Genomic DNA, 18813 nt, shown 5'->3' with positions numbered 1-18813 from the left:
GGCCGGACGATCCACGCGCCCAGGCGTGATCGATGGAAGATCCTGCGGTCGGATCGCGGTTGCTTCGAATTCGGTGACGGTGACGGGAGGGGTGAGGGTGCCGACCTCGGTGCTCCTCGCCGTCCTCGCCGCCGCCGGCCTGCTCGCCCTGGCCCCGGCGTTGGTTCGCCGGTACGACGCCACCGAGCGGCTGGTGGCGGAGCGGGCGCAGTCGACGGCGCGGGTGCTCCAGCGCCGCCGACGGCGCCGCACTGTGCCGGGACGGCGACCCGTCCACCCTCCGCGCTCGCTGATCGTCACTCTCAGTGAAGACGCGACTACCGGTGTGTTGAGCGCGCCGGTCTCCGCGCCACCGGCCGTCCGCCGCTCCGGTCGACTGCGCGCCGTGCCCGCCGCACCGAAGCGGTCCCGTCGCCGCCCGCCGCCGCGCCGACAGCACACCCCCGCCGTGTACCGGCGTCGCCGGGTGCTCGCCGCCCTGCTGCTCCTCAACGTCGTCGAGCTGATCGGCGTGCTGTTCGTCAGCCCCGGCTTCTGGGTCGGCTTCGGGGTCACCTTCCTGCTCCTGGCCCTGTACGTCGTGCACCTGCGGGGTCAGGCCCTCGCCGGGCGTCGCCGCCGCCGCGCCCGAGCCCGGGAGGCCGCCTGGTTGGCCGCCCGGCAGGCCGAGGTGCGCCGGGAGCAGGCCCGCCGGGCCGCCGCCCGCCGGGAGGCGCAGCGCCGCCTCGCCGCCCAGCGCGAAGGGGTACGCCGAGCCGCCATGGGCCTGGACCGGCCGGGAGACCTGCCGGCGGCGGTCAACGGTGGATCGGTCTCGTACCGGCGCTCGGGCGGCCTGCGAGGCCGCCCCTACGAGGCCGGCCGAGGCGCCTGACGCGGGTCCCGCCCGTGCCCCGGGTCTGGCCGTGCCCGGCCGGCTTGATCGACTCGGGTTCCTGGAAGTCGGGTGGTTGGGGCGTCCGGGATGCCCCGATTTCCAGGAACCCGAGTCGATCTTTGGGCGGGTCGCAGGGCCGGGCCGGGGGCGGATTCGCGGTGGAGGCCGACGACCTGTTAGCCTTGCTGCCGGCCCGCCCGGTGTAAGCCGGGTGGGACCGAAGCCGGTTCGCCGGTGGGGGGCTGTGGCGCAGACTGGTAGCGCACCTCGTTCGCATCGAGGGGGTCAGGGGTTCAAATCCCCTCAGCTCCACCCCAGGTCAAAGGCCGTTTCCGCGAGTCGGAGACGGCCTTTTGCGATCTTCGGGTGCGTGATCGACCTCCGAGGTCCCCGGCGGGCAGGCCAGGCGTTGATCCACCTAGGCGAAGCGTTCGGTCGTCACGGGTATCAGGCCGTGCCGGCGCAGGACGTTCGTCAGCTCGGACAGGGTCGAGCCGAGCGCCGCGGTGGCGTCGGTTCGCAGCAGCGCGGTCACGTCGAGACACCAGGCCAGGGAGTGGCCGACGCGGCGCAGATCCCAGGTGAACTGGTCGCCGTGTTCGTCGAGACGACCGGTCGCGGCGGACGCGGCCGTGCCGCCCGCCGGTGTCCGCCAGGCCGTCCGGAGGCTCGCCACCTGCTCGGCGCGGAGGTCCTTGGCGAAGAGGACGCGGTACACCCGCCGTTCGTGGAAGCCGTCCGGTGGCTGCGCCGGGCCGAGCCGCAGCGGCGGGGCGGTGGCGATCGGTTGATGGTCGAGGAAGTGCGTACGAAGCACCTTCTCGGCCGGCAGTTGCCAACCACCGAGTGCGCGGTGGACGTCCTCGGCCTCCCGGCGGGAGGTGGGGAGCACCCGCGTCAGCATCTCGGGGTCGGTGCGCATGCCGCGGCTCAGCGCGGCGGAACTCCACCAGCCGGCCTCCGGCGTCCAGCCAGCGCTGTCCAGCCCTGTCGTGGTGAAGTCGTGGTGGCGGGTGAACTCCTCGACGACGATTCCCTCCACAGTGGTGGCCGAGCTGCGGTCGTCGGGTCGAGGTAGGACCAGGTAGTAGTCCAGGGGCGGTCCCGCGTCGGGCATCAGCACGGGTACGGCGCGCCCAGGGTCGGTGGTCATCAGCGCCACCGTAGCGAAGGAGAGCGGTTAGCATCCGGACCTCTACGTGAGGAGCCCAGATGACTTCGGTGGCCCAGACCCGGTTCGGCATCATCGGCAGTGGCTGGCGAGGTGAGTTCTTCCTTCGCCTGGCCCGGCTGCTCCCCGAGCGGTTCCGGGTGACCGGGGTGGTGACGCGTACCGAATCTCGGGGAGCTGCCGTGACGGCCGACTGGGGCGTGCGGACCTTCCGCACGACGGCGGAGTTGCTCGCCCACGAGCGGCCGGACTTCGTCATCGTGTCGGTGCCGTGGCCGGTGACGCCCGAGGCGACCCGGGAGCTGGTGGCAGCCGGCGTACCGGTGCTCGCCGAGACGCCGCCCGCCCCTGACCTGGCGGGTCTGCGCTCGCTCTGGGCCGACGTCGGAGCCAGCGGCCTGGTGCAGGTCGCCGAGCAGTACCTGCTGATGCCTGGGCACGCAGCGCGGCTGGCGTTGGTTGGCGCAGGAGTGCTCGGTGAGCCGACCTCGGTCCAGATCTCCTCGACCCACCTGTACCACGCGGTCTCCCTGATCCGGGGTCTGCTCGGCGTCGGTCACGAGAGCGCCGAGGTGAGCGCGCGCGCCTTCGTCGCACCGCTGGCCAACCCGCTCTCGCCGGCCGGCTGGAGCGGCGACGACACCCCGCAGCAGCTCTCCACCACCCTCGCGACCATCGACTTCGGTGGGCGGATGGGGTTGTACGACTTCACCGACAACCAGTGGTGGAACCCGCTGCGTACCCGCCGATTGGTGGTCCGAGGCTCGCGCGGTGAGCTGGTGGACGACCGGGTGGTCCGCCTGGTCGACCCGAGCACGCCGGTGGAGTCGTTCCTGACCCGGCGGCAGACCGGTCTCGACCTCAACCTGGAAGGGCTCGACCTCAAGCACATCAGCTTCGACGGCGACGTGGTCTACCGCAATCCGTTCGTCGGCAGCGGGATGTCCGACGACGACATCGCGGTGGCCGACATCGTCGCTCGCGCCGGGGCGTGGGCGCGGGCGGAGGGCCCGGCTCCGTATCCCCTCGCCGAAGCATGCCAGGACCACCTGATCAGCCTCGCCATCGAAGAATCGGTACGCACCGGCCAGCCCGTCGTCACTGGCCAGCAGGCTTGGGCGCGGTAGGTCCGGCGGATCCTCTGCTGTCCCTTGGCTGACAGTACGCAACCGAGAAGCCAGCTCACCTGTGGAGCCGAGTATCAACGGAATGCTCGGGAGTACCCGGGCCCCACACGGGGAGCAAGGATGAATCGAAGCACTCGACGCCGGATGCTCGCAGCCACCGCGACCGGTCTGCTGGCCACCTCGCTCGGGGTCGCCGTCTCCGCGACGGCGACCGCCGCGCCCGGCGGGGCGACCCCCCGCACCTGCAAGATCAGAACGCTGCCGTACCCGACCGACACCTATCGGGCCGACGCGAACGCGGTCGACCCGACGGGGCGCTACGTCGCGGGCACCGCGCTGCGGGTCGGTGAGACCGACAACCAGTACCTGCTGCTGTTCTGGGACGGGCAGCGGGTCACCGAACTGGAGTCGAAGAGCACGGACACCCCCGTCGACATCAACGCCGACGGCGTCGTGATCGGCAACGGATCGGCGGAGAGCGGCTACGGGCAGCCGTGGAGGTACCGCGACGGCAAGCTCGAGCAGTTGCCGGTGCTGCCGTCCACCGGCATCTTCGTCAGCGCCATCAACGATGCCGGCGACATCGTCGGCTACGGCTCCGACATCGTCCCCGGGGAACTGGTCGCGCTGCGCTGGCCGGCCGCCCGTCCGGGCACGGTCGAGGTGCTCGACGCCCCGGTAGACGCCCAGGCTGGTGGGATCACGGACAACGGGACGATCGTCGGCAGCGCCGGACCCTTCGGAGACTGGAACAGCTGGGTCCGCCGGCCGAACGGCCGGATCGACGCGCTCACGTTCCCGGGCGCCGAGTGGAGCACGGCCGGCGCGGCGGCGGGCCGCTGGGCGATCGGTCAGGTATGGCTGGGCGGCGGCACCAGCTCGACCAGGGTGCGGTGGGACCTTCGGAACGGCTCACACACGTTGCTCGACCAGGAGATGCCGGCACTGACCGATGTCAACGCCAAGGGCGTCGTGGTGGGTGGTGACCGCGTTGCCAGGGGCTCCACCTCCCGGGTCCTGCCGGGTGGCGGCAAAGGGGTGGTCGTCGGTGCGCGGTCCATCTCCGACTCGGGCACCATCGTCGGGTTCCGCAACATCCTCGCCGACCGGTTGACTCCGGTGCGTTGGACGGGCTGCTGACCCACCGCTCTCCCACCGCGTGGGGCCGGCCCGGAAGGGGCCGGCCCCACGTCGCGTCAGCGCGTCACGGCTTCCAGGAACCGGCGGTCTGGAACTGGTCCTGGTACTCCAACGCGCCCGAGGTGTCGTGCACGTCGAACACCACGCTGCCGGTGCGTCTGGTGCCAGCGGTCAGGTCGTCGACGGCCGGCATCGGTTTGCCGCAGCCGGAGAAGGCGCCACCGATCGCGGTGGTCTTGGTGCCGTCGGCCGCGACCCACTGGAAGTAGAGCGGGTTCGTCGACGCGGTGCCCTTGGTGACAGCCACCGTCACGTCGGCGATCACGTACATGCCCTCGCCGGGCTTCAGGCCGTGGGACTTGCAGGGTTTGGTGGCGCTGCTGAACTTCGTCACGGTGATCTCGACGGTGCCTGCCTGGCTGTTGACGACCAGGGTGTCGCCCGGCGACATGTCGCGGGTGTCGTCGTTCGCCGGCGGTGGGGTCGGCGGGGTGGCCTGAGCCTCGCTCACCGTGGTCGAGGTGCCTTTGGTGCCGATGACGACCGCCACGATGCCGCCGACGCAGGTGAGCAGGGTGAGTACGGCAGCGGTGACCGCGACGAGCACGACGGACTTCTTGGCGCGGTCCGTCTGCGCCAGGGGTGGTGCGATGATCGGGTAGCCGGGGCCGCCGGGAGCCCGATATCCGCCGCCAGCGCCCGTGTACCCGCCGGCCGCCTGGTACGCAGCCCCCGAGAACGGCGGCTGCGGTGTCGCCGCGAACGAGCGGGTCGGCTGCTGCGGGTTCGGTTGTTGGGGGTCGTGCGGCCTGACGCGGGGCTGGGGGTGGGTCACCGTACTCCTTGACGCTTCGGTACGTGCGGTGCGGGAACTCGTCGACGTTACCGTGGGTGGCGGAGTGTCCAGCGGCCACGCCGGAGGCCTTCCCACCGCGAGGATGCTAAACCGCTCTGGCCAGCGTGGACGGTGCTCAAGCGGTCACCGAACGCCAATGTGGATCAGTATCCCATTCATTGCTATGAGTAACCAGGCGAGGTCAACGTGCCGGAAGCACGGCGGCGGTGCGGACCAGCCCGTCGGCGATCACGAAGTGGCCACTGATCGATGTCGGCGGGTCGTCGACCGCCGCCGCGTCCACCCGGGCCGGTGCGATCCGGGCAGTGAACGTGCCGGCATCCGGATCGATGTCGAGTCGGGCGTCGTGGAAGTCCAACCAGCCGCGGACGACCGGATGCCACACCTTGTAGACGGTCTCCTTCGCACTGAACAGCACGACCGGCCAGTGGGTGCCGCTGGGTAGCCGGGCGCAGGTGGCCTCCTCCTCGGGCAGCAGCACGAGTCGGCGTACTCCCGGATTGACCTCGCGGTGCTGCTCGGCGTCCATTCCGACGGACCGGATGTCGGTGGCGTGTGCCGCCGCGGCGGCGCAGTAGCCGGCGGTGTGGGTGATGCTGCCGACCACCCCGGCCGGCCAGACCGGCGCGCGGTCGGCGGCGGCCGGCACGGCGGTCGTCGGCAGGCCGAGGTCGCGCAATGCCCTGCGGGCGCACATCCTCCCTGCAGCGAAGTCCCGCCGACGGGTCTGCACCGCCCGCTCGCCGAGACATGCCTGCTCAGCGGGGAGCAGTTCGCCCGTCCAGTCCTCAGGACCGGCGACGGCGACGGCGACCGTCGATGGCAGCAGGTCACGCATTCCGGTGACCTACTGGTCGGTAGGAATGACGCATCGAATTAACCGTCAAATTTCCGACTCCCACGACGGTCGAAGGTACCGCAAAGATGTAACACCGGAGGGACGCGCGGCGCCCTCCCTGATGGCTCCGGGGGGACCACCATCAATGCTGGCCGGCACGGCAGCCGCCAGTCCCGTGGACATCTGGAAGGACGTGCGATGACCGATGGCCTGGAACGGCCAGGGGTGCGGGCTGACGAACACGCCCCGAAGACCCCCTGCTGGAGCTGCGGCTCCTGCGGTGACGAGTGGCCGTGCGCGACGAAGCGCACTCGGCTGCTGGCGGAATACGAGGGTGATCGAGCCATGCTCAGCGTCTATCTGGGCTCCTGCCTCGCCGCCGCCACCGAGGATCTGCGCGCGGCCCCGGTGATGTCGCTCCAGGACCGGTTCATCGGCTGGTTGCCGCGCGGCTCCCGGCGTAGCTGAGTCTCTGGTGGCCCCGCTGCTGGGCGGGGCCACCAGAGGTGGCGTCTCAGGGACGTCGAGGGCGTCGGGTCACCGCGAAGCCGAACACGCCGGCCACCGCGGCGAGCACGCCACCGATGCCGGTCCATACCCAGCGCGAGCCGAGATCCGGCAACCAGTCCGCCAGCGAGCCGCTCTCGTCGTCGGCCTCCGCGTCCACCGGGGGTACGGCGTTGAGCACCGTGCCGGCCTTGGTGTTCGGCACCAGCGGGGCGGCCAACTCGCCGTCGTCAGCCGAGGCACCCCGGTCGGCGATGGTGCCGACCAGCAGGTCGACGTCGATCGGCGCACCCAGATCCGGCTCCGGCAGCTCGATCACTGAGAGTCGGACGACGTACGTGCCGGGCAGTGGGTCGGCCGACCAGGGCTCCGCCCATGACCGCACCTCGCGCAGCGTGCAGCCCAGCACCACGTTCGACGCCTTCGCGTCCACGGTCGGGGTCTGGGCCCCCGCCGTGCACGCCTGGCGTCGGCGCAGCCCGTCGAAGACGTCCACCGTCCAGGTGGAGGCGCCGCTGCGTCCCTTCGGGAAGGTGACGGTGGCGTTGATCTCGTGGACCTGGCCGGCCGTCGCCGGGAACGACCAGTAGAGGTGGTCGCCGATCGAGGCGTCCACCCGGACCGGTTGGCCGGCGGTGATCGGGGTGGCGGTGAGGAACGACGTGCCGGCACGGTTCACCGGCGTGGCACCCGGGGAGGGGGTCGGTGCGGCGACGGCCGCAGCGGGGAGCAGAGCGGCCACGCCGGCGGCGAGCAGCGCCGCCATCGACCGGAACAGTGCGATACGCATCAGTTCTCCCTCCAGGTGGCGACCCACCAGCGGGTGAGCAGACCGGCGAGCAGGCCGGTGATCAGCCCGGCGATGGTGAGCAGGCCGAGCAGCACCCAGCCCCGGCCGAGGTCCGGTCCGTCCGGTGCGGGTGCGGCGGCGACCACGTCGATGGTCAACTCCACCGGCATGCCCGGGGTGGCCGCGGTGCCGGGACGCGGGGCGAACGAGTTGCTGACCACCAGACAGACGGTGGTGGGTTCGATGACCGGCGCGGAGCTCTGCTCGGTCTCGGCGGCATCCTCGTCGTCGGCGGTGGCCGACCAGCGCAGCCCGGCGGAGAGCACGTCGGCCCGCCCACTGCCGGCGTCCGCGCCCCGGACGAGTTCCCGGCCGTCGGCCGCGGTGGCCCGAAGCAGCACCCCGTAGTCCCGGTTGACGGCCCGGTCCAACGCCATGCTCACCGAAGCCCGCAGCTCCTGCCCGGGGCGGATCGGCACCCGGTAGTAGCGATGCTCGGAGAACGCCTCCCGGTCGGCGTAGACGCCGGGGGCGAGCAGTGGCGCCGAGTCGCACGCGCTCGTGCCGCCAACCACTGTCGGGGCCCGGGTGTGCGTGTCCGCGGCCCGCTCGACGAGCTGTTTGATCCGGTCGGTCAGCTCCTCGGCGCTCTGCGCGGCGGTGTAGGTCCCGCCGGTCGCGCTGGCGATGCAGAGCAGTTGGCGGCGAACCTTCTCGTCGGGGGCCAGACCGAGGGTGTCGACGACCAGGCTGGTGCCCTGGGCGGCCAGTTCCCGGGCCACCTCGCACGGGTCCGGCGGAGCGCAGGTGTCCTCTCCGTCGGTGATCAGCACGATCCGCCGGGTGGTGGCCCCGGTGCCCAGGTCCTGCGCGGCGGAGCGCAGCGCCAGCCCGACCGGAGTGAACCCGGTCGGCCGAAGTGTCGCCACCGCCGCCTTGGCAGCGGACCGGTCCACCGGCCCGACCGGCACGATCTGCTGGGTGTCCTGGCAACCGACCTTCTTGTCCTTGCCGCGGTAGGTCGCGCCGAGCACCCGGATGCCGAGCTGTGTCTCCTCGGGCAGCGCGTCAACCACCTCGTTGAATGCCTGCTGGGCGACCGAGATCCGCGTGCGTCCGTCGATGTCGGCGGCGCGCATCGACCCGCTGACGTCGAGCACCAGCTCGACCCGGGGCGGCTCGGGAGCCGGCTCCTCGTCGGCCTGCGCCGGCCCGGTCAGCGCGGTGGTCGCCAACAGTCCGAGAAGGACCGCAGTCGATCGTCTGAAGTTGATCACGATCCGCAGTGTAGTGAGATCCACTTTGGATGATCGTTTGGGTGGAGGCGCGCCGAACCGACGACTCCGGCTGGGCCGGGGATCGCCTCTGCCGGCCGCACCCGCGCTCAGGGTCCACGCCGGGTCACCCTCGGTCAACTGTGCGAGGAAAGGTGTCGGTTCGGCCAGCATCCGTCGGAAATCTGACCCAAGTCGACCCGTTGTGCCGGTGGTGCGCGGTGGTTAAGCTCTTCATGCGCGCCCCAATCGCCCGCTTCCCCCGTGGCAGGCGATCGGGGCGCGCGTCTTTGTCAAGAAGGGCCCGCACGCTTCGGCGTGCGGGCCCTTCTTCCGTCGCGCTACGCGGCGCGTCGCCTGTCGATGCTTATATCCACCGGCCGTCGAGCCACATCCGGGACAGCCAGTCCGAGTACGGAATCACCCGACCCACGAAGATCGGATAGAAGTACGCGAAGCAGAGTGCCACCAGCAGCACGTACGCCCCCGCCGCGATGCTGCCCACGAGTCGGCGCTCATAACTCGGGTCACCGGGCACCAGCGGCGCCACCGTACCCACGTCACCCCCGGCGGGCGCGATCAGCGCACCCAGCACGTACACCACGGCCAGCACCAGGAACGGCACCGCCGGCGCGGCGTAGAACGAGAACATCGTGCGGCCGTCGAGGGCGAACCAGAACCACGGCAGCAGCCCGGCGGCCACGGTGAGCAGGATCGCGCCGGCCCGCCAGTCCCGACGGGCCACACCCAGCCAGGCCAGCGCCACCAGGGCCGGCAGGAACGACCACCAGAGCAGCGGGGTGCCGAGCAGCAGAATCTCGGAGGCGCAGCTCGCCGCGCCGCAGACGCCGTCGCCGGCGTAGTGGAACGCCACCGGCCGGCCCAACAGCAGCCACTGCCACGGCCACGACTGGTACTTGTGCGCGTCGTCAAGCTGGGCGTGGAAGCCGTACGCCGCGCGGTGGTATTCGAAGAGATTGATCAGCGGGCCGATCACCGGCCGGTCGCTGAGCCGGGAGCCCGGGTAGGACGACGCGAGCCGATAGTAACCGTCGTCGGTGAGCAGCCAGCCCGACCAGGTGGCGAGGTAGGTGCCCAGCATGAGCACGCCGGCGAGCACCAGCCAGGGCAGCTCGTCGACGAGCGCGTCCCGCCAGGGCCGGCGGACGCCCGCCGAGCGGCGGACGCCGACCTCCCAGAAGAGCACCAGCAGCGCGAAGGCCGGCACGAAGTACAGGGCGCTCCACTTCACCGCACAGGCGCAGCCGATCAGCACGCCGGCGGCCAGCCGCCACCACGGCCAGGTGCGCCAACCGGTCGGCGGGCGGCCGGCCCGGCCCGGCTGGCTCGGATCGAGCCCGTCGTCCAGGGCCCGTGCCCAGCGTCGACGGCGGGCGTCCCGATCGAGCACCAGCGCGCCGAACGCCGCCAGCACGAAGAAGAGCAGGAAGATGTCGAGCAGGGCCGCGCGGGACAGCACCAGGTGGAAGCCGTCCAGGGCGAGTAGCAGGCCGGCCGCGCAGCCGAGCACCGTCGAGCGGAACATCCGCCGACCGATGCGGACCAGTAGCAGCACCGACAGCGTGCCGATCACCGCCGCCGAGAAGCGCCAGCCGAACTCCGGTGCGGTGGTCATCAGGTGCCCGGGGACGGAGACCTTGGAATCGGCGTCCTGATAGCCGAACGCCCACTCGCCGACGCCGATCAGCCACTTGCCCAGCGGCGGGTGCACCACGTACGACGGGACGTTGTCCTTGTAGTTCCACTCCACGCCACGCGAGATCAGCCCGTAGGCGTCCTTGGCGTAGTACGTCTCGTCGAAGATCTTGCCCGTCGGGCTGGACAGCCCGACGAAGCGCAGGATCGCCGCGATGGCCACCACCACCGTCGTGGCGAGCCAGGAGAACCGGTCCGCCTGGCTGTCGACGGTCGCGAACCGTCGCCGGACCACGGCGGAGACCCCACCACCCTCGGCGCTCGGGGTCGTCGGCTCCTGGGGGGCACTCGCCTCTGCCGTCACCTGGATCATCTTGTCCGGATCGGCGCTCGGGCTCTGCGCTGTCGACGCACTCGTCACCCGGCGATCGTAGGCTGCCAAGGTGTCCAGTGGCGTCCGTCGTCCCTGATATCGGTATTCCCAGCAATGAAGGAGACGAATCCGTGGGTGAAATGTCCGAAGTTGGGCGCCTGATTCTGCTCGGTGCTCCGCTCGGCAACCCCGCCGACGCCTCGGCCCGACTCCGGGAGGTGCTGATCAGCGCCGACGTGGTCGCCGCCGAGGACACCCGCCGCCTCACCCGGCTGGCCCGCGATCTCGACCTCACCGTCGGCGGTCGAATCGTCTCCTACTTCGAGGGCAACGAGGAGCGGCGCACCCCCGAACTGGTCGAGGCCATCCTCGCCGGGTACGTGGTGGCGCTGGTCACCGACGGTGGGATGCCGAGCGTCTCGGACCCCGGCTACCGGCTGGTCCGGGCCACGTTGGATGTCGGAGCGCCGGTCACCGTCGCCCCCGGGCCGAGCGCGGTCACCACCGCGTTGGCCGTCTCCGGGCTGCCCTGCGACCGGTTCTGCTTCGAGGGCTTCCTGCCCCGCAGCGGGGGCGCCCGCCGGTCCCGGCTGCGCGCGCTCGCCGCCGAGGAGCGCACCCTGGTCTTCTTCGAGGCCCCGCACCGGATCGGGGCGACCCTCACCGACCTGGCCGACACGTTCGGGGCGGAACGGCCGGCCGCGCTCTGCCGCGAACTCACCAAGACCTACGAGGAGGTGCTCCGCCGCCCCCTCGGCGAGCTGGCCCGGTGGGCCACCGAGGGGGACCCGCGCGGAGAGATCACCCTGGTGGTGGCCGGAGCGCCGGTGACCGCCGCCGAACGCCCTGACGACGACACCCTGCGCGCCGCCGTCGCCGAGCGGGAGGCCGCCGGCCGGTCCCGCCGGGACGCCATCACCGACGTCGCCACCGAGTACGCGCTGCGCCGCCGGGACGTCTACACGATCGTGCACAGCTGACCGAGGTGGGCCGGTCCGCCGGACGGCGGGTTCACCAGGCGGCGGCCAGGAAGCCGACGGTGATCAGCGTGGGGCCGGCGATGGCGGCGGCCACGGCCCAGCGGCGGTGCCGGCGACCGGGCAGCCGGGCCGACCCGGTCCACCGGACGATGCCGCCGGTGCAGGCCAGCACCATCAGCAGACCGGGCAGCCACCGCAGGTGCCGGCCCACGCCGACGTCCGCGTACGCGGTGCCGCTGTCCGGGCCGGTCATCCGCGCCGGCAGCGCGGTGCCGGCCGTGCTCTTCTCGACGGGCACGCCGCTGACCCGGACGCCATGGGCGATGAACCGCCCGTCCTCGGCCGTGAAGATCCCCCGGCATCGCAGGGTGAGCCCGCCGCCGGAGCAGTCGTCGATCACCACAGTGCCCGTTCGGGCGTGCCCGACCGCGAGCCAGAACGGGCCGGCGCTGACCCAGGCGAAGAAGGCCGTGACCAGGCTCAGCACCACCAGCGCGGCGAGCCCGGGCAGCGGGTCCGGTGGCAGTGGCGTGCGGTGAGGTGCCCGGCGCCGCGCCAGCCGGAAGCCGGGGAACCGCGCCGGTGCCGCGTCCTTGCGAATCGGGGTGCCGTCCCAGTGCACCTGCTCGATCGGCGCCCAGAAAGTGCCGCCGTCGTCGTCCGGCGCGTCGCCGTCGGGCCCGTGGTCGCTCTGCCGGCGGCCCTGCTGCCGGACCGGCACCCGACGCGGCACCGCGTCCACCGGCGCGCCGGTGGTCGGCTCCACCTCGACGGTTTCCGCGCCGGCCGGCGCCGCGCCGGCCGGCGGGCCCGACGAGCCGGGCCGGACCGGGCTGGGTACGGGTGCCCCCGGGGTCGGACGGGTCGGTGTGGGTGACGGCGCCGCTGGCGCGGGGCGGCCCACCCCGGCGGGGAGGTCAGCCGCCCCGGCCCGGTGGGACGGTCCTCGTGGTCCCGTGCCGCTCCTCTGCCCGTCACGACGTTCATTGCACACCGCGCCAGGAGGTGAAACGGGCAGGTGAGCCGCGTGTCGACGACAAATCGGACCAACGGGCGACGTGGTTGGCCCGGTCCGCCGGTCGGGCACCCCCCATTGGTTCGCGAACGCCCCGGACGGGTCACTAGGCTCACTGCTCATGAGTCACGTTCTCGCGGCAGTGGCCTGGCCGTACGCCAACGGCCCCCGCCACATCGGCCACGTCTCCGGTTTCGGCGTTCCCTCCGACGTCTTCGCCCGGTACATGCGGATGGCCGGCCACGACGTGCTCATGGTCTCCGGCACCGACGAGCACGGCACCCCGATCCAGGTGCAGGCCGACGCCGACGGGGTGACCCCGCGCGAGCTGGCCGACCGCTACAACAGGGTGATCGTCGAGGACCTGCACGGCCTCGGTCTCTCCTACGACCTGTTCACCCGCACCACCACCCGCAACCACTACGCGGTGGTGCAGGAGTTGTTCGAGGGGATGTACCGCAACGGCTACATCGTGCCGAAGACCACCATGGGCGCGATCTCCCCGTCCACCGGGCGCACCCTGCCCGACCGCTACATCGAGGGCACCTGCCCGATCTGCGGGTACGACAGCGCCCGCGGTGACCAGTGCGACAACTGCGGCAACCAGCTCGACCCGATCGACCTGATCAACCCGAAGTCGCGGATCAACGGAGAGACTCCGAAGTTCGTCGAGACCGAGCACTTCTTCCTGGACCTGCCGGCCCTGGCCGAGGTGCTGCGGCAGTGGCTGGACACCCGTGAGGGGTGGCGGCCCAACGTGCTGCGGTTCTCCCGCAACCTGCTCGACGACCTCCAGCCTCGGGCGATCACCCGTGACCTGGAGTGGGGCGTGCCGATCCCGCTCGACGACTGGCGCGACCGGCCGGACAAGCGCATCTACGTGTGGTTCGACGCCGTGATCGGCTACCTGTCCGCCTCGATCGAGTGGGCCCGCCGCTCCGGCGACCCGGACGCGTGGCGGAAGTACTGGTCCGCCGACGGGGCGGGGAAGGACGCCCAGTCCTACTACTTCATGGGCAAGGACAACATCGTCTTCCACTCGGTGATCTGGCCGGCGCTGCTCTCCGGCTACTCCGGCGAGGGCTCCCGCGACGGTGAGCCGGGCGAGCTGGGTCGGCTCAACCTGCCCACCGAGGTGGTTTCCAGCGAGTACCTGACCATGGAGGGGCGCAAGTTCTCCTCGTCCCGCAAGGTGGTCATCTACGTTCGCGACTTCCTGGAGCGCTACGACGCCGACGCGCTGCGCTACTTCATCGCCGCCGCCGGCCCGGAGAGCAACGACACCGACTTCACCTGGGCCGAGTTCCTGCGCCGCAACAACGACGAGTTGGTCGCCGGTTGGGGCAACCTGGTCAACCGGTGCGTCTCGATGGCCGCGAAGAACTTCGGGGCGATCCCGCCGGTCGACCCGGCCGGGCTCACCGAGGCTGACGAGGCGCTGCTCGCCGTCGCCCGGACCGGGTTCACCACGGTCGGCGACCTGATCGGCCGGCACCGGCAGAAGCAGGCGATCGGCGAGGCGATGAAGGTGGTCGCCGAGGCCAACAGGTACCTCTCCGAGCAGGCGCCGTGGAAGCTCAAGGACGAGGCGGACAAGCCCCGGATGGGCACCATCCTGCACGTCGCCCTTCAGGTGATCAGCGATGCCAACACGCTGCTCACCCCGTTCCTGCCGCACTCCGCGCAGCAGGTGCACGAGCTGCTCGGGGGCACCGGCGTGCACGCGCCGATGCCGGTGATCGAGCAGGTCGACGACCTGGACGGCGGCCCGGCGTACCCGGTGCTCACCGGGGACTACACCGTCGGCGCGCGCTGGGAGTCGGTGTCGATCGAGGCGGGTCGCCCGCTGGCCGCGCCGAAGCCGGTGTTCCGCAAGCTCGACCCGTCGATCGTCGACGAGGAACTGGCCCGGCTCGCCGACTGAGCGCACGACGCGCGGCGGCGGGTAAGCCGCCGCCGCGCGCGGTCACATCGCGTAGCGGGTGTCCATCACCTGGTCGTCGGTCACCTCGGCGCCCGGCGCCCAGGCCTCGTAGACGCCGCGTTCCTGACACTGCGCGCCGGTCGTGACCACGGTGTCCGGGTTCGGGGAGCGCAGGCGCACCCGCAGCCAGCCGGCCTCCTCCCGCAGCACCAGGCACGGCACCCCGCGCCACTGGGCGAACCGGACCCGGCGGGCCACCGCGTCCACCGGGTAACGGGCCGCCCGGGTCATCGCCAGCACCCGGAACCCACCGGGCAGGTCGGCGACCGCCTCGTACTCGCTGTCGCCGTACATGCCGACCAGCTGGGTGGAGCGGGGGGCGTCGACGTTCGGCACGTACTCCTGGTCCGGGGAGAGACCCGGCACCGCGGCCAGCAGGTGCCGCCACTGCGGGCCCACCATCCGCAGCCACCCGCGCTGCTCGGCCTGGTAGGTGTACAGCACCACCTCCGCACCCTCCGCCGGGTACGCGATGAGGGCCGCGTTCGCCGGCATCGGCAGGTCGGCGAAGTCCCGGGTGATGAACTCGGGGATGAGCTGACCGTTGCTGGGCACGAAGCCGGTGCCGAGCACCGGGGCGCCGAGCCGGTCCCGGGCGGCCAGCGCGGTCAGGCCGCGGTGTGCCGGGCCAACCGGCACGTCGTAGTCACCCGGGTCGGACGCGCGCCAGCGCAGCGCGTACGCCACGTCCGGGCCGTCCCGGCCGACGTCACCATCCGTACGCAGCACCGTCGTCGTCGCCGACGTACGCAGGTGGGCCACGTCGTGCTCGCGGTAGCAGAAGCCGTGTGGCAGCCAACCCCGTACGTAGCCGGCGACCTGCTGGGCCGAGAGCACCTTCATCATCCGGGTGCCCCGCCGGACCACCGCCGACGCGCGCGCCGCGACCAGCATCGGATCGCCCGCCGCCGCCGGCTGCTGGCTGAGCTGATGCAGGTACGCCCAGCCCCGCTCGCGGTGAGCGGGCATCAGCAGCGGCGTCTCCGGTTCGTCAGCCGGCTCCGTCGCCCCGTGCACAGCGGTCACCTCGGTGACGTGCACGAACCGGTGCCACGGCAGGGCGCTACCCGGGCGGGGTGCCCACTCGAAGCCGGCCACCTCGTCGGCGCTGAACAACTCGTACGCGGCGCCTCGGGCGATCTCCTCGGCCGGGTACACGCCGCCACCGAACGCCACGTGCAGTCCGGTCCGTTCACCGGCGCTGCCACCGGCCTGGGGGGTGACGCTCATGCCGTCGCCTCGCTGCTCGGTGGGATGAGGTCCGCACGCTGTCGCGTCCGCTCGTGAGCGACCGTAGAGTCGGGCGGCGTAGTCGGGGTGAACGTCGGGTGGCGGGCAGATGGACAGGCCCGGTGTGTGATGCTGTCGCTGATGAGCGAGCCCACTGAATCCCGCCGCGAGCGTGCCGCCCGGCGGGCCGGAGAGTTTCCGCCCGCCCCCGAGTCGTTGCCCCGGGCGGTGCTGGACAGCCACACCCACCTGGACATCACGGTCAGCGAGGCCGGTGTGCCCGGCGGCGGGCCGGCCGACGACCCGGTTGCCGTGGCCATCGCGTTGGCCGCGAAGGTCGGCGTGGACCGGCTCGTCCAGGTGGGCGTGGACGTCGCCTCCTCCCGGTGGGGCGCGGCCACCGCCGATGAGTACCCCGCCGTGCTGGCCACCGTGGCGCTGCACCCCAACGAGGCACCCCGGCTCAGCGACCTCGACGAGGCGTTGCGGGAGATCGAGTCACTCGCCGCCCGCGACCGGGTCCGGGGGATCGGCGAGACCGGAATGGACTTCTTCCGGACCGGCGACGAGGGGCGTGCCGCGCAGGAGCAGAGTTTCCGGGCGCACATCGCCATCGCCAAGCGGTACGACAAGACGCTGGTCATCCACGACCGCGACGCGCACGCCGACGTGCTGCGGATCCTCGACGACGAGGGCGCTCCCGACCGGGTGGTGCTGCACTGCTTCTCCGGCGACGCCGACTTCGCCCGCGAGTGCGTCCGGCGCGGCTACCTGCTGAGCTTCGCCGGCACCGTCACCTTCGGCAGCGCGACGGAGCTGCGCGCGGCTGCCGCGCTGACCCCGGTGGATCAGATGCTGGTGGAGACCGACGCCCCGTACCTCACTCCGATGCCGTACCGCGGCCGGCCGAACGCGTCGTACCTGATCCCGCTCACCGTCCGCGCGCTCGCCGCGACCACCGGCAGCGACCTGGACGAGCTGTGCGCGGCCATCTCCGCCACCGGCGACCGGGCCTTCGGCCCGTGGTGAGCCCGGCCCGACGGTCGGCACCGACCCCGTCGCTACGCTGCCTGCCATGACCGGTCTCCTCGGCCCGGCGGAGATCCGGGAACTCGCCGCCCGGCTGGGCGTCGCGCCCACCAAGAAGCTGGGCCAGAACTTCGTGCACGACCCGAACACCGTGCGCCGAATCGTGACCGCCGCCGGCCTCACCCCCGACGACGTGGCCCTGGAGGTGGGGCCTGGCCTCGGCTCGCTGACCCTGGGGCTGCTGCCGGTCGCCGGGCACGTGCACGCCGTGGAGATCGACCCGGTGCTCGCCGGGGCACTACCGGAGACCGCCGCGCGGCACGCCGGGGCCGACGCCGCCCGCCTGACCGTGCACCGCGCGGACGCGCTGCGCATCGCCGCCGCCGAGTTGGCCGACCCGGCACCGACCGCGTTGGTGGCGAACCTGCCCTACAACGTCGCGGTGCCCGTGGTGTTGCACCTGCTCGCCGTGCTGCCCACCCTGCGGCACGGTCTGGTGATGGTGCAGAAGGAGGTCGCCGACCGGCTCGTCGCCGGTCCTGGCTCCAAGGTGTACGGCATTCCGTCGGTGAAGCTCGCCTGGTACGCCCAGGCCCGCAGTGCCGGCAAGGTGCCGCCGAACGTGTTCTGGCCGGTGCCCAACGTCGACTCCGGCCTGGTCTCCTTCACCTGCCACGAGCCGCCCCGCGCCGACGTACCGCGGGAGCGGGTCTTCGCCGTGGTGGACGCGGCGTTCGCGCAGCGGCGCAAGACGCTGCGCGCCGCGTTGGCCGGTTGGGCCGGTGGCGCGGACCGGGCCGCCGCGGCGCTCACTGCCGCCGGCGTCGACCCCGGCGCCCGCGGGGAGTCACTGACCGTCGAGCAGTTCGCCGCCATCGCCGCGTCGGCTCCGGTCGGTACGCCGGCCGGGAAGTAGGCTGACGCCGTGCCCGCCGAGGACGCCGAGGAGCTGATCGTGGCCAAGCCGTTCGACATCCGCCTGCACCTTCGGGACGTCACCCCGTGACCGAGGCCTGGCGACCGGACGACGACGAGCGACGCGGGGCCATCGGCCCGGTGCGGGTGCGGGTGCCGGCGAAGATCAACCTGCACCTCGGGGTGGGCCCGCTGCGTCGGGACGGCTACCACGAGCTGAACACGATCTACCACGCCATCTCGATCTACGACGAGCTGACCGCCCGCCGGGGCGACACCCTCGCCCTGACCATGGAGGGTGAGGGCACCGGCGAGCTGGCCCTGGACGACACCAACCTGGTGATCCGCGCCGCGCATGCCCTCGCCGGGTACGCGGGGGTGCTGCCGCACGCCCGACTGCACCTGCGCAAGCAGATTCCGCTCGCCGGTGGGTTGGCCGGTGGCAGCGCCGACGCGGCCGCCGCGCTGGTGGCCTGCGACGCGCTCTGGGGCACCGGGCTGTCCCGCGACGAGTTGGCCGGCATCGCCGCCGACCTCGGCTCCGACGTGCCGTTCCTGATCTACGGCGGCACCGCGCTGGGCACCGGCCGGGGTGAGGCGATCAGCCCCGTGCTGGCCCGCCCCACCTCCTGGCACTGGGTGGTGGCGATCGCCGACGTCGGCCTCTCCACCCCGACCGCGTACCGGGAGCTGGATCGGCTCCGCGACTCCGGTGCCGCCGGCACCCCGCTGGGCAGCACCGACGCCCTGCTGGGCGCGCTGCGCCAGCGTGACCCCCGGGTGCTCGCCCGTACGCTCGGCAACGACCTCCAGGACGCCGCCCTGGCCATGCGCCCGGCGCTGGCCGACACCCTGAAGGCCGGCGAGGCGGCCGGCGCGCTCACCGGCATCGTCTCCGGCTCCGGCCCGACCTGCGTGTTTCTCGCCGCCAACGCGGCCGACGCGGAGCGGATCGCCGCGGAGCTGACCGCTGCGGGCGTCTGCCGGGAGGCGCGGGTCGCGCACGGTCCGGTAGCCGGCGCCCGCGTCGGCTGACGACGCGTTCCACCGG

General features: G+C 72.4%; 17 protein-coding genes and 1 tRNA gene. 10 read left to right on the top strand and 8 right to left on the bottom strand.

Features of this window, described 5'->3' with window-relative positions; all coding sequences use genetic code 11:
• Positions 1-91: 91 nt before the first annotated feature.
• Together sepX and DLJ58_RS33295 are read left to right on the top strand one after the other, a co-directional pair.
• Entirely contained in the window at positions 92-874 is a 783-nt protein-coding gene (gene sepX, locus DLJ58_RS33300) for a divisome protein SepX/GlpR (protein ID WP_208741483.1), read from the top strand.
• Positions 875-1115: 241 nt separating this feature from the next.
• A tRNA-Ala gene (locus tag DLJ58_RS33295) sits at positions 1116-1189 on the top strand.
• Between the two features lie 106 nt (positions 1190-1295).
• Here the strand turns inward: DLJ58_RS33295 and DLJ58_RS33290 are convergent.
• Positions 1296-2030, bottom strand: a complete 735-nt coding sequence (locus DLJ58_RS33290; protein WP_124863008.1) for a hypothetical protein — start codon at positions 2028-2030, stop codon at positions 1296-1298.
• A 59-nt stretch (positions 2031-2089) separates the two neighbouring features.
• Here DLJ58_RS33290 and DLJ58_RS33285 point away from each other — a divergent pair, with 59 nt between their 5' ends.
• Positions 2090-3175: a Gfo/Idh/MocA family protein gene (locus DLJ58_RS33285; RefSeq protein WP_124863005.1), complete on the top strand. Its 1086-nt coding sequence runs from the start codon at positions 2090-2092 to the stop codon at positions 3173-3175.
• Positions 3176-3295: 120 nt separating this feature from the next.
• Positions 3296-4315, top strand: coding sequence for a hypothetical protein (locus tag DLJ58_RS33280; protein ID WP_124863002.1), 1020 nt, complete (start codon positions 3296-3298; stop codon positions 4313-4315).
• A gap of 64 nt (positions 4316-4379) precedes the next feature.
• Here the strand turns inward: DLJ58_RS33280 and DLJ58_RS33275 are convergent, their stop codons facing one another.
• Positions 4380-5150 carry a DUF4352 domain-containing protein gene (locus DLJ58_RS33275; RefSeq protein WP_124862999.1) on the bottom strand — a complete coding sequence of 257 codons (771 nt, stop codon included), beginning with the start codon at positions 5148-5150 and terminating at the stop codon, positions 4380-4382.
• Between the two features lie 202 nt (positions 5151-5352).
• On the bottom strand, positions 5353-6009 hold the full coding sequence (locus DLJ58_RS33270) for a 4'-phosphopantetheinyl transferase family protein (protein ID WP_124862996.1): 657 nt from the start codon (positions 6007-6009) through the stop codon (positions 5353-5355).
• Positions 6010-6207: 198 nt separating this feature from the next.
• Between DLJ58_RS33270 and DLJ58_RS33265 the strand changes: the two genes are divergently transcribed.
• Positions 6208-6477 carry a hypothetical protein gene (locus DLJ58_RS33265; protein ID WP_112581650.1) on the top strand — a complete coding sequence of 90 codons (270 nt, stop codon included), beginning with the start codon at positions 6208-6210 and terminating at the stop codon, positions 6475-6477.
• Positions 6478-6523: 46 nt separating this feature from the next.
• On the opposite strand, the gene DLJ58_RS33260 is transcribed toward DLJ58_RS33265, so the two are convergent.
• The 3 genes from DLJ58_RS33260 to DLJ58_RS33250 form a co-directional block, all read right to left on the bottom strand.
• Entirely contained in the window at positions 6524-7306 is a 783-nt protein-coding gene (locus DLJ58_RS33260) for a peptidase (protein WP_124862994.1), read from the bottom strand.
• Complete coding sequence (locus DLJ58_RS33255) at positions 7306-8583, bottom strand: VWA domain-containing protein (RefSeq protein WP_124862991.1); 1278 nt, start codon at positions 8581-8583, stop codon at positions 7306-7308. Before DLJ58_RS33255 ends, DLJ58_RS33260 begins: the two co-directional genes overlap by 1 nt.
• Positions 8584-8947: 364 nt before the next feature.
• Positions 8948-10609 carry a dolichyl-phosphate-mannose--protein mannosyltransferase gene (locus DLJ58_RS33250; protein WP_244219236.1) on the bottom strand — a complete coding sequence of 554 codons (1662 nt, stop codon included), beginning with the start codon at positions 10607-10609 and terminating at the stop codon, positions 8948-8950.
• A gap of 140 nt (positions 10610-10749) precedes the next feature.
• Here DLJ58_RS33250 and rsmI point away from each other — a divergent pair, with 140 nt between their 5' ends.
• A complete protein-coding gene (gene rsmI / locus DLJ58_RS33245) occupies positions 10750-11589 on the top strand; it encodes a 16S rRNA (cytidine(1402)-2'-O)-methyltransferase (RefSeq protein WP_386995497.1) in 840 nt (279 codons plus the stop codon).
• 31 nt (positions 11590-11620) lie between these two features.
• Here the strand turns inward: rsmI and DLJ58_RS33240 are convergent, their stop codons facing one another.
• Positions 11621-12355: a hypothetical protein gene (locus tag DLJ58_RS33240; RefSeq protein ID WP_124862982.1), complete on the bottom strand. Its 735-nt coding sequence runs from the start codon at positions 12353-12355 to the stop codon at positions 11621-11623.
• A gap of 370 nt (positions 12356-12725) precedes the next feature.
• Between DLJ58_RS33240 and metG the strand changes: the two genes are divergently transcribed.
• Entirely contained in the window at positions 12726-14528 is a 1803-nt protein-coding gene (metG, locus tag DLJ58_RS33235) for a methionine--tRNA ligase (RefSeq protein ID WP_124862979.1), read from the top strand.
• Positions 14529-14570: 42 nt separating this feature from the next.
• On the opposite strand, the gene DLJ58_RS33230 is transcribed toward metG, so the two are convergent.
• Complete coding sequence (locus tag DLJ58_RS33230; protein WP_124862976.1) at positions 14571-15818, bottom strand: hypothetical protein; 1248 nt, start codon at positions 15816-15818, stop codon at positions 14571-14573.
• Positions 15819-15947: 129 nt separating this feature from the next.
• On the opposite strand from DLJ58_RS33230, the gene DLJ58_RS33225 reads away from it, so the two are divergent.
• The 3 genes from DLJ58_RS33225 (at position 15948) to DLJ58_RS33215 (ending at position 18797) form a co-directional block, all read left to right on the top strand.
• Positions 15948-16847 (top strand): TatD family hydrolase, encoded by a 900-nt coding sequence (locus tag DLJ58_RS33225; RefSeq protein ID WP_124862973.1) that lies wholly within the window; start codon positions 15948-15950, stop codon positions 16845-16847.
• Positions 16848-16893: 46 nt separating this feature from the next.
• Positions 16894-17763, top strand: coding sequence for a 16S rRNA (adenine(1518)-N(6)/adenine(1519)-N(6))-dimethyltransferase RsmA (gene rsmA / locus DLJ58_RS33220; protein WP_124862970.1), 870 nt, complete (start codon positions 16894-16896; stop codon positions 17761-17763).
• Between the two features lie 86 nt (positions 17764-17849).
• Positions 17850-18797 (top strand): 4-(cytidine 5'-diphospho)-2-C-methyl-D-erythritol kinase, encoded by a 948-nt coding sequence (locus tag DLJ58_RS33215; protein WP_124862967.1) that lies wholly within the window; start codon positions 17850-17852, stop codon positions 18795-18797.
• Positions 18798-18813: the final 16 nt, after the last annotated feature.

The sequence above is a fragment of the Micromonospora arida genome (assembly GCF_003857035.1).
GTDB lineage: Bacteria > Actinomycetota > Actinomycetes > Mycobacteriales > Micromonosporaceae > Micromonospora > Micromonospora arida.
This window is presented reverse-complemented; position numbering and strand designations above follow the sequence as displayed.

What these genes read in the sequence shown, in the direction of transcription:
- DLJ58_RS33230 (WP_124862976.1), bottom strand. Translation starts at nt 15,818, where the DNA reads ATGAGCGTCACCCCCCAGGCCGGTGGCAGCGCCGGTGAACGGACCGGA.
- DLJ58_RS33260 (WP_124862994.1), bottom strand. Translation starts at nt 7,306, where the DNA reads ATGCGTATCGCACTGTTCCGGTCGATGGCGGCGCTGCTCGCCGCCGGC.
- DLJ58_RS33280 (WP_124863002.1), top strand. Translation starts at nt 3,296, where the DNA reads ATGAATCGAAGCACTCGACGCCGGATGCTCGCAGCCACCGCGACCGGT.
- DLJ58_RS33250 (WP_244219236.1), bottom strand. Translation starts at nt 10,609, where the DNA reads ATGATCCAGGTGACGGCAGAGGCGAGTGCCCCCCAGGAGCCGACGACC.
- DLJ58_RS33270 (WP_124862996.1), bottom strand. Translation starts at nt 6,009, where the DNA reads ATGCGTGACCTGCTGCCATCGACGGTCGCCGTCGCCGTCGCCGGTCCT.
- DLJ58_RS33285 (WP_124863005.1), top strand. Translation starts at nt 2,090, where the DNA reads ATGACTTCGGTGGCCCAGACCCGGTTCGGCATCATCGGCAGTGGCTGG.
- rsmA (WP_124862970.1), top strand. Translation starts at nt 16,894, where the DNA reads ATGACCGGTCTCCTCGGCCCGGCGGAGATCCGGGAACTCGCCGCCCGG.
- rsmI (WP_386995497.1), top strand. Translation starts at nt 10,750, where the DNA reads ATGTCCGAAGTTGGGCGCCTGATTCTGCTCGGTGCTCCGCTCGGCAAC.
- DLJ58_RS33290 (WP_124863008.1), bottom strand. Translation starts at nt 2,030, where the DNA reads ATGACCACCGACCCTGGGCGCGCCGTACCCGTGCTGATGCCCGACGCG.
- metG (WP_124862979.1), top strand. Translation starts at nt 12,726, where the DNA reads ATGAGTCACGTTCTCGCGGCAGTGGCCTGGCCGTACGCCAACGGCCCC.
- DLJ58_RS33225 (WP_124862973.1), top strand. Translation starts at nt 15,948, where the DNA reads ATGCTGTCGCTGATGAGCGAGCCCACTGAATCCCGCCGCGAGCGTGCC.
- DLJ58_RS33265 (WP_112581650.1), top strand. Translation starts at nt 6,208, where the DNA reads ATGACCGATGGCCTGGAACGGCCAGGGGTGCGGGCTGACGAACACGCC.